Annotated in this window: 11 protein-coding genes; 10 read left to right on the top strand and 1 reads right to left on the bottom strand. The window is 44.5% G+C overall.

Features of this window, described 5'->3' with window-relative positions; genetic code table 11:
• Positions 1-8 precede the first annotated feature (8 nt).
• The 10 genes from ACJV7B_RS04670 to ACJV7B_RS04625 all read left to right on the top strand — a co-directional run bounded on the left by ACJV7B_RS04670 (position 9) and on the right by ACJV7B_RS04625 (position 13,552).
• Complete coding sequence (locus ACJV7B_RS04670; protein ID WP_419389081.1) at positions 9-2,366, top strand: primosomal protein N'; 2,358 nt, start codon at positions 9-11, stop codon at positions 2,364-2,366.
• Positions 2,367-2,375: 9 nt separating this feature from the next.
• Positions 2,376-3,536: a shikimate dehydrogenase family protein gene (locus ACJV7B_RS04665; RefSeq protein ID WP_419389080.1), complete on the top strand. Its 1,161-nt coding sequence runs from the start codon at positions 2,376-2,378 to the stop codon at positions 3,534-3,536.
• A 134-nt stretch (positions 3,537-3,670) separates the two neighbouring features.
• Positions 3,671-4,543, top strand: coding sequence for an RNase adapter RapZ (gene rapZ, locus ACJV7B_RS04660; protein WP_050543669.1), 873 nt, complete (start codon positions 3,671-3,673; stop codon positions 4,541-4,543).
• A 228-nt stretch (positions 4,544-4,771) separates the two neighbouring features.
• Positions 4,772-5,719, top strand: coding sequence for a DNA-binding protein WhiA (gene whiA, locus ACJV7B_RS04655; protein ID WP_032841772.1), 948 nt, complete (start codon positions 4,772-4,774; stop codon positions 5,717-5,719).
• A gap of 188 nt (positions 5,720-5,907) precedes the next feature.
• Entirely contained in the window at positions 5,908-7,113 is a 1,206-nt protein-coding gene (locus ACJV7B_RS04650) for a phosphoglycerate kinase (RefSeq protein WP_419389079.1), read from the top strand.
• 226 nt (positions 7,114-7,339) lie between these two features.
• Positions 7,340-8,137 carry a triose-phosphate isomerase gene (gene tpiA / locus ACJV7B_RS04645; protein WP_004137410.1) on the top strand — a complete coding sequence of 266 codons (798 nt, stop codon included), beginning with the start codon at positions 7,340-7,342 and terminating at the stop codon, positions 8,135-8,137.
• A 52-nt stretch (positions 8,138-8,189) separates the two neighbouring features.
• Positions 8,190-8,438: a preprotein translocase subunit SecG gene (secG, locus tag ACJV7B_RS04640; protein WP_004127207.1), complete on the top strand. Its 249-nt coding sequence runs from the start codon at positions 8,190-8,192 to the stop codon at positions 8,436-8,438.
• A gap of 88 nt (positions 8,439-8,526) precedes the next feature.
• Positions 8,527-9,354: an HAD family hydrolase gene (locus ACJV7B_RS04635; RefSeq protein ID WP_419389078.1), complete on the top strand. Its 828-nt coding sequence runs from the start codon at positions 8,527-8,529 to the stop codon at positions 9,352-9,354.
• A gap of 269 nt (positions 9,355-9,623) precedes the next feature.
• Positions 9,624-11,252, top strand: a complete 1,629-nt coding sequence (locus ACJV7B_RS04630) for an RNA-binding domain-containing protein (protein WP_419389077.1) — start codon at positions 9,624-9,626, stop codon at positions 11,250-11,252.
• Positions 11,253-11,632: 380 nt separating this feature from the next.
• A complete protein-coding gene (locus ACJV7B_RS04625) occupies positions 11,633-13,552 on the top strand; it encodes a PASTA domain-containing protein (RefSeq protein ID WP_419389076.1) in 1,920 nt (639 codons plus the stop codon).
• Between the two features lie 332 nt (positions 13,553-13,884).
• Here the strand turns inward: ACJV7B_RS04625 and tal are convergent, their stop codons facing one another.
• Positions 13,885-14,988, bottom strand: a complete 1,104-nt coding sequence (gene tal, locus ACJV7B_RS04620; protein WP_004137404.1) for a transaldolase — start codon at positions 14,986-14,988, stop codon at positions 13,885-13,887.
• Positions 14,989-15,044: the final 56 nt, after the last annotated feature.

The raw sequence follows: 15,044 nt of genomic DNA, 5'->3' as shown, positions 1-15,044 counted from the left end.
AAGCTAAAATGGCAGAGCAACCTTCGTTAGACGGATTCGCGCGTAAAACTAAACGCAAGCGTAATGCTGTTTCGCGCGTTCCTGCAGACGATTGTGCTATTGCTCACGTAATGTTAGATGTTCAAGCTTCACATTTAGGTCGTACTTTTGACTATTTAGTATCTAAGGATCAAGATGATGCTGCTCAGCCGGGAGCTTTCGTGCGCGTACGTTTTGGTGCGCAAAGGCTTACAGGTGTTATTTGGTCTCGTTCTTCTAATAGTGATACTCCTTCTTCTGCTTTGCGATTTTTAGAGCGTGTGTTTCCTTCAGATGTGCTGATTTCTAAGTCTTTGCGCGAAGATATTGACGCTATTGCAAAAGCTTATGGTGGAACTATAGCTAATATTCTTCGTCTTGCTGTGCCTCAAAGAGTTGCAAGAGTTGAGCATGAGGAAGTTTTTGATAGCATACGTTTGCATCGCAGAAAAGATTGGTGCATAAATCTTAAAAAGATTTTGGAAAGCAGTAATAAAGCTTATAAATCTAATGAAGCTAATGAAACTGATTCTTCTATCGCTACTTTCGCTAGAATGATTGAATCTTACGAAAATGCGGATATTTTGCATGACGCTTTAGTTAAAAAAGCTAGTAACGCGGGTTTTGACGGCGAAAAAATCGAAAATAATAATGCTAAATCTTTTGTAGTTGACGCACCTGCCGGCTCTTTAAGAATGGCTCAAGATTTAGCTTGGATGATTGTAACGGCTGTAAGTCAAGGAAAGCAGGCTGTTGCTGTTTTGCCAACGCTTAGGGAAGTAAATGACGTTATGCGCGCGCTTATGGCTTACGGATTAAAACCGTATAAGCGCGTTAGTGAAAATCACCGTGGTTTTTCTGCAGGCGGTTTTGATGGAGATGTTGCGCGTCTTTGTGCGGCGGATGCTCCGGCTGACCGTTATAGAGCTTGGCGTGCAGTAGCTTCCGGAATAGTTCCTTGCGTGCTTGGAACGCGCGCTGCAATGTATGCTCCGGTTGAGGGGGATGCTTTATTCGCTATTGTTGAAGATACCGCATACCAGTATGCAGACGGAATGATGCCTTACGCTCAAGCTCGTGGCGTTATGAGACTTCGCGCAAAAAAGCATGGTGGCGTTTTTGTAGCAATGTCGTATTCTAGAAGCGCGTTAAGTCAAAGCGAAGTAGATTCGTATTCTTCCAATACGCAAGTTGCAAAAGATATAAGTGGAAGTAGCGTTCCTGTAACAGTGCGCAAAGAATTGCGCGAAAAAATAGTTCCGTGGGTTCGTTGGCTTAATCGAGAAACTTTGTCGAAACTTGCTGACCCAAGCATTGGAGCTAGAATACCGCATACTGCTGTAAGAGCAATAAACGAGGCTCTTGCAGACGGAAACCCTGTGCTGCTTATTGCTCAAGATGGCGTTACTCAGTCTGCAATGTGCTCTTCTTGCCTTCACCAAGCGCGTTGCAGGCGTTGCACTGGACCTTTGGATATTAGTGCTGGGATTAAATCCCTTCGATGCTTATGGTGTGGAGCAAGCGCAGTCAATTGGTCTTGTGCTAATTGCGGAAACACTAATCTGCGTGCTATACGCGTCGGTGCTGCAGGTATTGCGCAAGAAGTGTCAAAATTGTTTAGAAACGTGCCTATTTTGCTTTCTTCGCCGCATCAGCCGAACGGAATTATTCAGTGCATAGATAAAAAGCCTGTAATTGTTGTGGCAACTTCCGGAGCAGAGCCGCGCGTTAAATCTCAAAACGGTGCGCAAAGCGGCTCGTATGGCGTTGTGGCAATACTTGACACTTGGGTGAGCTTGTATGCGTCGGGGCTTGATTCCAGAATTGACACTCTTACCGCTTGGATGAAAGCTGCAAGCTTGTGTGCTCCTAGAACTAGCGGCGGAAGCGTGCTTTTGATTGGCGAAACGTACACAATTTTGGCTAGAGCGCTTACTTTGTGGGACACAACGCAACTTTCGTTAAACGAGCTTTCGGAGCGCAAACAGGCTGTTTTGCCGCCATTTGTAACTGCAGCATGCGTGTGGGGAGAGCGCGATGCTGTTATGCGTGCGCTTGAAAATATTGGGGCAATGAAGGAAAATCTTGGGTGCGAAATTAGTCAAAATGATGATTTTTCAACAATTTCTCCATTATTAGGCATTGTTCCAATGCATCCGCCTGTTACAGACAGATACCAGCATTTTGACGATTTTGACGACCGTGTAAAAGCTGTAGTAAGAGTTCCGCTTTATTTAAGACAAGAATTAGTGAACCGATTACACAAGGAAGTAGCGCATCACGTGGCAAAGCGTGCTGCAGGAGAACTGCGTTTTTGCGTTGATCCAAAAGATTTATTAGCGTACTGAGGAGTGATTATGCCAAAAATATATCGTTGTGCAGTTTTAGGAGATCCTATTTCGCACTCGCTATCTCCCGTATTGCACAACGCTGCTTATAAAGCTTTAGGACTTACAAATTGGCAATACAGCAAAGAAAAGGTAAGCGAAGCTGAGCTAGCTGATTTTATATCTAATCTTGACGATTCTTGGAAAGGCTTAAGCCTTACAATGCCGCTTAAAAAAACCGTAATGAAACTCGGCACTCCTTGCGACTACTGGTCAAGAACTCTTAACGTAGCAAACACAGCGATTTTTACAAGCAATCCAGCAGCCGCCTCGCCTTCACAAATTGAACTTTGTAACACGGACGTAAGCGGCATAATTATGGCTTTTATTCAGGCTTTGCACGAGCGCATAAGCGGCGTAAAAAAAGCTGTTATTATTGGCAGCGGCAACACAGCATCCTCAGCAATGGCGGCACTTATAGAAATTGCGCAAGCCTCAAAACTTGAGCAGGTAAAAGTTGTTGCTAGAACTGAAAATGACGGTAGCGTAAAAGGTGTAGAGCGTTTTAATAATCTTCTGCGCGCGTATTGCGCTGATTCTCCAAACAGCAGAAGCATAGAGCCGTGCTTAGAAAGTAGCGAAAATGAAAGTAGTGAAAAGAAAAGCAATGAAACCGACGCAAATTACGAATCGGTTATAGGGATTGAGTTTCCAAAAATTAGCGAAGAAATATTAAAATGTGACGAATCTCTCATTTTGCAATCTTTAAGTTCCTTAGACGCAATTCGCGCAATTGCAGAAGCAGATATTGTAATAAGCACCGTTCCTGCGCACGTTGCAGACGGCTTGGCAATAGCACTAAAAGCATACTGCAAAAATAGGCGCGTAAAAAGCCTAGGAACACTGCTTGATGTTGTGTACGATCCTCGCCCAAGCATGCTTCTTAGCGCGTGGAGGCAATACGGATTGGGGATTGGCGGAGAAGAAATGCTTTTGTATCAAGCTTTAGAGCAAGTAAAGCTTATGACGTTTGAGTACAGAAATTCTAAAGAAGAAGCTGAAGTAAAATCTGAAGTAATCGCGGAAAATATTTCTAATAATGATTCTGACAAGACCGAAGATTACGATAATTCTAAAGATCCTAAAGATTTAATTGATTGCATGCGAAAAGCATTACAGGAGGCATTATGAGCGCCGAAAATCAAGCTGATGCGAAAAGCGATATGCAAAATAGCGCGCAAAATAGCTCGCAAGATTGTGCGCAAAATAGCTCGCAAAATAGCGCGAATCAAGAATTAGACGCAAATGCTCACGGCGCAATCAACATGCAATTAGCAGACGGTTTTGAAGTTATGCTAATCACCGGCATGAGCGGAGCCGGGCGCTCGCACGCGGCTAACGCGTTGGAAGACATGGGTTGGTACGTTATTGATAATCTCCCTCCAAAACTGCTCATACCGCTGGTAGATATGATGACGTCATCCGGATCAAAAGTGCATAAGCTTGCTGCTGTTATTGACGTGCGCTCTAGAGGATACTTCGACGACCTGTTTGCAGTTCTTGCGCATATTGACGAGCTTGGCGTAAAAACGCGAATCTTGTTCTTAGACGCTTCAGACTCCGTGCTTATTAAACGCTACGAGTCAGTTAGAAGGCCTCATCCTTTGCAGCGCGGCGGAAGACTTATTGACGGCATTTTAGAAGAGCGAGAGTTGCTCAGCCATTTGAAAGATTGCGCGGATATTATTATCGATACTTCAACTCTTAGTATTCACCAACTTTCAACCAAACTTTACGAAGGACTACTTGGCAAAGGATCTTCCACTGTGGCCGTGCACATTTTCAGCTTTGGCTTTAAGTACGGTATGCCGATGGACGCTGATTTTGTGGTTGATATGCGATTTTTGCCTAACCCATTCTGGGTTCCAGCTCTTCGTGATTTAACCGGAAAAGACAAGGCTGTAAGCGATTACGTGCTTTCTAATCCTGCAGCGGTCGCTTTTTTGGACTCTTACGAAAAGGCGCTGCTTACTGCTATCGACGGTTTTGCTAAAGAAGATAAGCATTACGTTACGATTGCAGTAGGCTGCACAGGTGGCCAGCATCGCTCAGTTGCTACAAGTATTGAGCTTGCAAGACGCTTGCGATTGCACGGTTTGCAGGTTACAGTATCTGCACGCGAATTGCAGCGCAGGTAGTAAGTAATAAAGTAAGTAATAAAGCAAGCAATAAAGCAAGTAATAAAGTAAGTAATAAAGCAAACGCAAAAATTTTGTGCTAAAAGTATATGCAAACGTGTGCAAATAACGCTAAAATGTCCAACGTATTCTGTATCACAGAAAGCCGGGCATGTCGTGTTCAAACGCATCATGCGAGTATCCAACAGCACGCATATTTTAAGAAGAACAAAAGTAGGAGGTTGTCCCTTGGCTCTTCTTGACGACGTCAAAAATGAACTCGTTTCCAACAACAATGAGCTCCCGACGGTCATTATGGCTCAAGCGGCAGCTATGATGCGCTTTGCTGGCGGTTTAAGGCCAGTAAATAACCAAGCTGTGGTTCGCGCTCAGTTTGACTCTCAGCGTTCCGCACAGTGGCTTGTAGAGGTCTTAAAGACGCACTTCCAGCGCGAGGCAACCATTTCGCAGGTTTCGCGTCAGACTCCAGCTGGTACTGTTCTTCGTTACGACGTAGTTGTTGATCACGGTGCTGCAGCATTAGCATTACAATCTGGTTTACTTGACCGCCGCATGCGCATTGTTGCAGGCCTAGCCCCAGAAATTATCGGCGGAAGTATCGCCCAAATTAAAGCAGCATGGCGCGGTGCCTTCCTAGCTCACGGCGCAATTTCCGATCCTGGCAAAGCAAGCTACTTGGAAGTAGTGTGCCCAACTCACGAAGCTGCAAACGCTTTGCAAACTATGGCAGCTCGTTTAGGTATTACAGCTAAAGCTCGCCAAGTGCGCAGTTCTGAGCGCGTGACTTTGCGCGATTCTGACGCAATCGAACGCATGCTGAATCTGATTGGTGCTCCGCGTTCTGCTCGCGAATGGACAGGCAAGCGCTCAGATGGTGAAGCTCGCGGAAAAGCTAATCGTCTTGCAAACTTTGACGATGCAAATATGCGTCGTAGTGCGAAAGCTGCTGCCGAAGCTTGCGAAAAAGTTCGTCACGCCTTCGACATTTTGGGTGACGATATTCCAGATAATCTGCTGATGGCTGGAAAGCTTCGCTTGGAGCATAGCGACGCAAGCTTGGAAGAGCTTGGACATTTGGCTGATCCTCCAATTACGAAGGATGCTATTGCAGGACGAATTCGTAGACTTTTGCAGCTTTCGGCGAAGGTTGAGAAGTCGCGTATGCAGCAGCTTTAATATCTTCTTTCCGGCGTTTATTGTCGTTTTGACTGCGGTAGATTGTTGCAGATGTGCGGTATAATTGCACCCGGCAATGTGTTGATGTTTTAGGCTGATTTTGCGTCTTGTTGAACGAAGTAAGCCGGCACGGTAAGCCAGTATGTAAGTCAAATATGGTAAGCCAATATGGTTTGGAAAGGATACCAATGAAGACACTTAAAGATTTGGGAGATTTGAGCGGCAAGCGCGTTTTGGTTCGCGCTGATTTTAACGTTCCTCTCAAGGGTACTACGATTACCGATGATGGTCGTATTCGTGCTGCTTTGCCAACAATTAAGGCTTTGCGCGAGCAGGGTGCGAAGGTGATTTTAATGGCTCACCTTGGTCGTCCAAAGGGTCAGGTTGTTCCAGAGCTTTCTTTGGCTCCAGTTGCAGCTCGTTTAGGTGAGCTTCTCGGTGTGAAAGTTGCTTTGGCTGCAGACACCTACGGTGAGGATGCACAAGCTAAGGTTGCTGCAATGAACAATGGTGACGTTGTTTTGCTTGAAAACGTGCGTTTTAACGCAGAAGAGACCAGCAAGGATGCTTCCGAGCGTGCAGCTTATGCTAAGAAGATTGCGGCTCTTGGTGACGTATTTGTTTCCGACGGCTTCGGTGTTGTTCACCGCGCTCAGGGCTCTAACTACGATGTTGCTGCAGATCTTCCAGCAGCTGCCGGCTTGCTTGTTGAAAAGGAAGTTAAGGCACTTTCTCGCGCAACCGAAAATCCAGAGCGTCCTTTGACCGTTGTTCTCGGCGGCTCCAAGGTTTCCGACAAGCTCGGCGTTATTGAAAACTTGCTTTCTAAGGCTGATCGTCTTGTTATTGGTGGCGGCATGGTCTTCACCTTCCTCAAGGCTTTGGGTCACGAAGTTGGTACTTCTTTGCTTGAGGAAGATCAGCTCGAAAAAGTTAAGGGCTACATTGAAACCGCTAAGAAGAACGGCGTTGAGCTTGTGCTTCCAACCGATATTGTTGTGAACGCTGGCTTCCCAGCAGGGGACACTCCTGTTGCTCCAGAAGTTGTTCCAGCTGACGTTATTCCAGCAGACAAGATGGGCTTGGATATTGGCCCTGATTCTCAGAAGCTTTTCCACGACAAGATTGTCGATTCCAAGACTGTTGTTTGGAACGGTCCTATGGGTGTGTTTGAAGTTCCAGAGTTTGCTGCTGGTACTCGTGCTGTAGCTCAGGGCTTGGTTGACGCAACTAAGAACGGTACTTTCACCATTGTTGGCGGCGGTGATTCTGCTTCCGCAGTGCGTAATCTTGGCTTTGCGGAAGATGGCTTCTCGCACATCTCCACTGGTGGTGGCGCTTCCCTCGAGTTCTTGGAAGGAAAGACTCTTCCAGGCTTGAGCGTGCTTGAGTAAATAAGCTTTACGCAAGTCGTAAGTAAATTTTACGCAAGTCGTAAGTAAACTAAATGTTTTCAATTATGCCGGCTTTCGATTTTATGAATCTTTTGTAAATCGGAGTCGGCATAATACTAATTCGCGTAAAATATTGCGTAAAAATCTTGCGTAAATTTACGTAATATTTCGTGTAAAATTTTGCGTAATACTATTAATCTTCAATCCTCAATTTTTAAGGGTGATTATGGTTGTTAAAAGAAAGCCGCTAGTCGCAGGTAATTGGAAAATGAATTTCAATCACCGCGAAGCAACGCATTTTATACAAAAATTTGCGTGGCTTTTGCGTGACGCGCACTACGACTACCGCGATTGCGAAGTGGCTCTTATGCCTTCTTTTACTTCTATACGAAGCGTGCAGGTTCTTGTTGAGTCTGATCGTCTGCCAATATTGTACGGAGCGCAAGCAGTTTCCGTTACTGCGCAAGGCGCTTTTACAGGCGATGTTTCTGCAGATATGCTTGCTAGTCTTGGATGCTCAATGGTTATTGTTGGGCATTCTGAGCGCCGAAAGTATCATCCGGAAGACGATGCGAATATTGTAGACCAGGTGCGTGCGGTTCTTGCGGCTGGAATGACTCCAATTTTGTGCGTCGGCGAAAGTTTTGAGGAACGCAAGCAGGGTATTGAGCTTGATTTTGCTGTTGGTCAGGTTCATGACGTAACGCGCGATTTGGACACAAAACAAGCTAAGCGCTTGATTATTGCTTATGAACCTGTGTGGGCAATCGGCACGGGCATGGTTGCTACTGCTCAGTCGGCTCAGGAAGCGGCGTCTGCTATTCGCGAAGATTTGCGCGCAACTTTTGGAAGTGACGTTGCGGATACTGTTCGTATTCTTTACGGCGGATCTGTGACTTCTTCCAACGCTGCAAGTCTTATTGCTGAGCCAGATGTTGACGGATTCTTGGTTGGCGGAGCTTCTTTGGATGCAGAGGAGTTGTCGAATATTGTGCGACTCACCGCAGCACAATCGCGTCTATAGGTCAACGGTTCTTATTAAGATTAGTCGGGTACTCTAAGACAGGAGGTTACTTGTGTCCGCTCTGAAAATTGTTTTGCAAGTGTTGCTTGTGCTCACCAGCATTTTGTTAACATTGTTGATTTTGATGCACAAGGGCAAGGGCGGCGGCCTTTCCGACATGTTCGGCGGCGGTTTAACGAAGAACGCCGGTAGTTCTGGTGTTGCAGAAAAGAATTTGAACCGTTGGACAGTGATTATTGCACTGATTTGGGTTGCGGTAATTGTTATTTTGAACTTAATGACTAAGTTCTCACTTATCTAAGTATTCTTTTAAGCGCGTAGTCGAAAGATTGCGCGCTTTTTGTTTATTTAGGTTTGTTTATTTAGGTTCATTTATTTAGGTTTTTACAATGCTGCGTTTTTCTCCTTCTTTAATAATTGCTGATCTTGACGGAACTATGCTCCACGATTCCGATACTTTTGAAGGCCGCTTTTTAAGTCGCGAAACTGTGCAAGCAGCTGAGCGATTGCGCGAATCTGGGATTCCGCTTGCAATTATTACGGCTCGTCCTGTTGGAAGTGCTTTTGATTTTGTTCACGATTTAAAAGCTCAAGTTTGTGCGTATCTCAACGGTGCGCTTATTGATTTTGATTGCGCTCACAGCACTGTTTCTGAACTTACTTCACAACGAAGCATTGATACTCTTACTCGTTTTGGTTTTGATTCTAATCTTGCGAGTGATGTTTGCCTGCGATTGCTTGATAAAATCCCTACGCTCCGTCTTGGTATTGTTATGAACGACGTTCGTTACACGAATTTTGACGTGCGTATGCTTTGGAACGAGCAAGATTTTATTATTACCGACTTTTCTAACGTTCCGCACGGCATTGCAGACAAAATTATTATTGTGCCGCAAGAGAGCGAGAAGGAGCAGCTTCAGAGTATTCTTCCGGATGATTTTTCCTTGCACATTAGCGAAGACGTGTTGTGGATGCTCACGAATCCTCTTGCAAACAAAGGACACGCACTGAACGTTATTTGCAATCGTTTGGGCGTAAAGCCTAGCCGAACAGTTGTTTTTGGCGACGATATTATTGATATCGATATGTTTCGCGCCGGAGGATACGGTGTTGCGGTTGCGAATAGTAATCAGCGTTTGCTTGCGATTGCGGACGAAGTTTGCGATTCCAACAATGACGATGGCGTTGCTAACTGGCTTCAAAACGAATTGCTCTAGGGTTTATTGCAATTATCATAATCGGACGCAAATAGCAGTAAATCGGACGCGTTCTACAAAATGCGGACGCGTTTGCAAAATTTACGGACGTTTTCTTGTTTTTTGGACGCAAAACAAGTAGAATCGGACGAAAAGGATGTAAAATCGGACGCAAAATCGGACGCAAAATATGCTTGAGTTTTAAAATGCCCGATTTTAGGCGCAAATATAACTACAAACTTAATTAAAAAACTATATGCAACAAACCTAACTTACGAAGAGAGATCACAATGCTAAATATAAATTCGCTGTCTTTACTAAGAGAGAGTAATCAATTAGAAGCGAAAGCGGCTTCAAACGGTACGCCGAGAAGTATGTGGGAAACGTATTGTGCTTTTGCTAATACGAATGGTGGAACTATCTTGCTGGGTGTAAGCGAAGATGCGCAGCATAATTTACAGCTTGTTGGCGTAAATAACCCTGAACATATGGTAAAAGATATTTGGGATACGCTAAATAATAAGAATAAAATTAGCTCGAATATTCTTATTGAAGAAAATATTTCTATTGAACAAACTAATGATAACAAATCTATTATTCGCATAACTGTTCCAAGAGCAAATCGTTCTGATAAGCCGATTTATATTAATGGAAATCCTATAGGCGGTACGTATCGTCGTAATTTTGAAGGCGACTACAAATGTTCTCAAGAAGAGTATCAAGCTATGGTTCGAGATAATGGTTCGAGCGTAAATTCTATGGGTCAATCTCCGCTTCTTCAGCATAGTGTTGACGATTTTGATATGGAGACTGTGCGCTCTTACCGCAATATGCTAAGTGCAGTGCGTCCTCAACATCCTTGGCTTACGCTTGATGCGGATGAATTTCTTATGAGAATCGGAGCGTTAGCAAAGGACGAGTCGAATAAATTGCATCCTACTCGAGCGGGTCTTTTAATGTTTGGTCATGAGTGGTGCATTCTTACGGAATTTCCGTACTATTTTCTTGACTACAGAGAAATCACAAGTGCTGATAGTAGATGGAGTCATAGGATTGTCAGCTCAGATGGTTCGTGGAGTGGAAATCTTTATGATTTTTGGAGTATTGTATGGCAGCGTCTTTCTCGTAAAATTGATGTACCATTTTTGCTTAATTCGCAGTCATTACGAGTTGATGATACTCCGTTGCATATGGCAGTTAGAGAAGCCCTTGCAAACACGTTGATTCATGCTGATTATTATATGCGAGGTAACACTGTTATTACATATAATGATGCTGTGAGTACTGAAGTTGATGGTTCTTCACAATCTTCTATAGAAACAAATAGCGCAAATGATGGTTTTAAGCTTTCTTTTGCAAACCCGGGCTGCTTACGTATGCCTGTAGAAGTGGCTTTAGCTGGAGGTTTTTCTGATTCTCGGAATCCAGCACTGCTTAAAATGTTCGCGCTGATTTCTGTTGTTGAACGTGCTGGAAGCGGATTTGATGCTATGAGAGCTGGTTGTGATTGGGCTGGAATACGCTATCCAATTTTAAGTGAGTCCTTTAATCCAGACCGTACTACTCTTGAATTTTTTGTAAGCGATAAGAATAACTTTGTATCTGGTTCTGCAAAAAACAAAACTGAACTTAATGCTAATTCATTGAATTTAGTGAACGGTACTTATAATTCAGAACTTACTACAAATTCACTTTCGCAAGATTCTAATAACTCGCATAAACGTATGAGCGTTGACGATTGCTATAAAAAGATTATTGAAGCAGTACATAATCATGGAACAATAAAGCGTGAGCAAGTGCAAAATATTCTTAACGTGGGTAGTACCAAGGCTAAGCAATTGTTATCTGATTTAGTTAGTAGAGGAGATATTTCAGTTTGTGGAAAGGGTAGGTCTACTACTTACGTTTTTAACAGGTAGTTTATTGTGTAATTAAATTTTAAGGATGATTTTGGCGCTTATAGCTAGGTCTGTTTTTGCCTGTGAGTGTTACTTTCTCAGATACTTGACTGCGTTAGCGCGACGACCTGCTTGAGCGCAGCACAGCGCGCGCGAAGGCAACTCGGAGCGCTGAGCTTGCTCAGGTTTGAAAGCACGGTGTGCTTTCAACGCAAGCTCAGTAGCTAGCGCGTTACCCGCGCGAGCTCTGCCGTTTTTTCGTTACTGGTGCAGTTTGCTTTCTGCGTTAATAACGCTGTCGTGTGGATCGCAGCATTTTTTGGCGGTTGGAGTATATTGGTTTTTGTAAAGAGAGCAATATGAGGCGCCAATAAAGAAGGTGCCGGCAAAGAAGGTGTGTTATGGCGTTTTGTATACAGTGTGGTAGCGCTCTTGAAGATAACTGGTCATTTTGCGAAAATTGCGGTGCTCCAGTAAATAGTCGTCCTTCAGATTCGCAGACGACTCAGTTTAGCAATCAGCATGCAGTAGACCAGCAATCCCAGTTTGTCAATCAACCGGAAGAACAGCAGACTTCGGTAATCAATCAGCCTGCAGTAGACCAGCAATCCCAGTTTGGCAGCTATCCTACAGACTCGCAGCTTCCGTACAATCCTTCGCAAAATCCTCCGCAAGATCCTTCCCAAAATGGAAATAGCGAAAATAGCGAAAATAGCGAAAATAGCGAAGTACACAAAGTAGATAAAATGAGGGTAATAATCGCGGTTGTTGTTGCTGCTTCAATCGTTATTGCCGCTGCTCTTGGTACATTTCTTTATTTCGAACTTAACAAAGTTAAGTTGCCTAATGCTTCAGAATTTGCGCGCACAAGCATAACAAAAATGACTAAAAAGCTTGAAAAGCAGGGCTTAAGCGTAAGAATTAAAGGCGAATTTAACAAGCGCAAGCGCGGAAGTTTCTTAAGACTTGACGGTACGAATCCTGGAAATTCAGTTCTTAAATTTAATCCTGTTACGATTGTTCAGTCCAAAGGCCCGGGCGTGCCGTCTGAAGGCATAGTTGGCAAAAAAGTTGGTTCAGTTACTAAGATTCTTAAAAAGATGGGCGTGGAAGTAAAAGTCCACAATGTTGTTGTTGATAATAAGCCGAGTGGGGAAGTGATTGGCTCCGAGCCTATGCCAGGATATTCCGTTATAAATGGGAATAAGGGCGTTATCAATCTTGCCGTCGCAAGCAAAAACAAGGGTATTCCTGTAAATATATTCGGCATGGATAAAGATAAAGCCAAGGAGAAGCTCAACTCTCTTGGTTTTAACGATATTACTTTAAAGCCTCATTTTGCGTCTAAAAAAATGATAGGCAAAATTATGGGAACTTATCCTTCGCTTGGATCGCAAGTTACTGGAGGTCATATTGATCTTCTCTATGGCGTTGACGCGTCGGGCGCAAGAACTGCTATTGCAACGGATATGAAAGGTAAGTCTTTAGAGTATAAAAAGGGCAATACAAAACTACAGTTTATAGAATTTATGGAGCCTTTGCTTGGAACTTGGTGCACTAAATCCGGTGACTGCATAAATTTGGGAGCAACAACTATTTATACTCCTAACGAATATCAGAAGGAAACACGTATCTATACTATAAACGGGTATCCGGGTGATAATTTTAGTTCGTCATTTGACCGAATATTACGTAGCTACACTCCAAATACGCTTGAAATGTCAACAGATAATTTAATGCAAATGATTCTAGACGTTATTTCTTCTGCGTCAGTTACTAGTGGAGAAAAGCTCGATCCGCATATGAAGGATCTTATGCATAATCATCTTATAGCTGGAGATACTGGCGCTATTGAATTTTATCAGTCGCTTGGTGTGCCTTATTGCGGTGATGATTTGTATTTGTTGCCTATTTTAGATCAAAAAGTGTGTGAAGCTGGTCATCTGAAGAATTACGATGGCGATGTTCTGTCTCTATTTATGGATTTGCACAATCATAAGAAGTGGACCGGTATGAGCTATAGAATGACCGATTTCTTTGTTGCAATTCCGGTGAATGCAAAACTTAGTGAGCTGGAAAGTAGCGGATATTTTAAAGGCAAAGGTAAAACGCAGCCGGATCCTAATCGTCCATTTATTTTGCGTAGGGATCCTAAGCTTTACAAAGAAACTGTTGTGCCGTTTGATGGCGAGTATTCGACCTCAGATAATCCGTTTGTGCCGACTAGCAAGCATAAGCCTGTGCCGTTTGCGCCTGCTCCGGATGACAGCAATGCGTACTATCTTGTTGAGCAGCCGTTTGATTGGAGTTCGCTCAAGTAACAGATTTACGGTTTGTTCGGGTAACCCTCCAAACGTGGGGAAATTATCTCGCGTTTGGAGTTCTACGCCACGCCAAACCCTCCAAATGCCGGATAACTTCCTCGCGTTTGGAGCGTAATCGTACGCTGAGCGCTCCAATTGTGGGGAGTTTTACTCATGTTTGGAGCGCCTAACCCTTCGTAACCCTCCAAACGTGGGGGAATTATCTATCGTTTGGAGCGCTGCACAAACAAAAACCGCGCCTGCGTAAGATTAACACATACGCAAGGTGCGGTTTTCGTTATTTAGCAGTTTCGCTGATTAGCAGTTTAGCTATCAGACGATTAGCGAAATCAGGCGTTTACGCGATCGATGCCGGACTGCACGTCAGCAATCACGGAATCCCAAGACTTGATGAAGGCGGCAACACCGTCGGCCTCAAGCTTGTCGGTAACGTCCTTGATGTTAATGCCAAGCTCAGCAAGCTTGTTCATAACAGCGTGGCTCTCTTCGTAAGTGCCCTTAATGGAAGCAGCGCCGTTGCCGTGATCAGCAAGAGCGTTCAAAGTCTTTTCTGGCATGGTGTTAACAACATGCTCAGCAACCAACTCGTCAACGTACTTGCAGTCGGAGTAAGCTGCGTTCTTGGTGCCGGTAGAAGCCCAAAGTGGACGCTGCTTCTTTGCGCCCTTAGCTTCAAGAGCAGCCCAACGTGGGTCGGCAGCGAACTTCTTCTCGAAGAGTTCGTAAGCCAAGCGAGCGTTAGCAACAGCAGCCTTGCCTTCAAGAGCCTTAGCTTCTTCGGAGCCGTTCTCTTCGAGGAGCTTGTCAACAGCGCTATCAACGCGGGAGACGAAGAAGGAAGCTACGGAACCCATGTGCTTCAAGTCGTGACCGTTTGCATCAGCCTGAGCAATACCTTCGATGAAGGCGTCGATAACCTGCTCGTAGCGCTCGAGGGAGAAGATCAAGGTTACGTTCACGGAAATACCCTTAGCAAGGGTAGCGGTGATTGCTGGAAGACCTTCCAAAGTTGCAGGAATCTTGATCATAGCGTTTGGACGATCAACCTTTGCCCAAAGCTCTTCAGCCTGCTTCTCAGTGTTAGCAGTATCGTGAGCCAAGCGTGGATCAACTTCGATGGAAACGCGGCCGTCAACGAAGTCGGTCTTTTCAGCAATCTCGCGGAAGATATCGGTTGCGTTACGAACATCGGTGGTGGTCAACTCGCGAATAGCGGTTTCAACGTCGACCTTGCCGAGTTCCTTAAGCTGTGCATCGTATGGACCAACCTGGCTCAAAGCCTTCTGGAAGATGGATGGGTTGGTGGTAACGCCAACAACATTCTTATTAGCAATCAAATCCTGCAAAGAGCCGGACTCAATGCGGGTGCGGGACAAATCGTCCAACCAAATAGAAACGCCGGAATCGCTAGTGCGCTGCGTTGCTTCAGTCATGTTATCTCCTTAACACTGTGCTCCACCAATTGGGGCACGTCGGTATTTTGGCGTTT

Origin of the sequence: Gardnerella bretellae, from assembly GCF_048545135.1 — a bacterium.
GTDB lineage: Bacteria > Actinomycetota > Actinomycetes > Actinomycetales > Bifidobacteriaceae > Bifidobacterium > Bifidobacterium greenwoodii.
The sequence above is the reverse complement of the archived record's forward strand: the minus strand, read 5'-3'. Positions and strand labels throughout refer to the sequence as shown.

Bases quoted from the DNA above. Each gene is read 5' to 3' on its own strand.
- ACJV7B_RS04670 (WP_419389081.1), top strand. From the start codon at position 9: ATGGCAGAGCAACCTTCGTTAGACGGATTCGCGCGTAAAACTAAACGC.
- ACJV7B_RS04665 (WP_419389080.1), top strand. From the start codon at position 2,376: ATGCCAAAAATATATCGTTGTGCAGTTTTAGGAGATCCTATTTCGCAC.
- rapZ (WP_050543669.1), top strand. From the start codon at position 3,671: ATGCAATTAGCAGACGGTTTTGAAGTTATGCTAATCACCGGCATGAGC.
- ACJV7B_RS04650 (WP_419389079.1), top strand. From the start codon at position 5,908: ATGAAGACACTTAAAGATTTGGGAGATTTGAGCGGCAAGCGCGTTTTG.
- tpiA (WP_004137410.1), top strand. From the start codon at position 7,340: ATGGTTGTTAAAAGAAAGCCGCTAGTCGCAGGTAATTGGAAAATGAAT.
- ACJV7B_RS04635 (WP_419389078.1), top strand. From the start codon at position 8,527: ATGCTGCGTTTTTCTCCTTCTTTAATAATTGCTGATCTTGACGGAACT.
- ACJV7B_RS04630 (WP_419389077.1), top strand. From the start codon at position 9,624: ATGCTAAATATAAATTCGCTGTCTTTACTAAGAGAGAGTAATCAATTA.
- ACJV7B_RS04625 (WP_419389076.1), top strand. From the start codon at position 11,633: ATGGCGTTTTGTATACAGTGTGGTAGCGCTCTTGAAGATAACTGGTCA.
- tal (WP_004137404.1), bottom strand. From the start codon at position 14,988: ATGACTGAAGCAACGCAGCGCACTAGCGATTCCGGCGTTTCTATTTGG.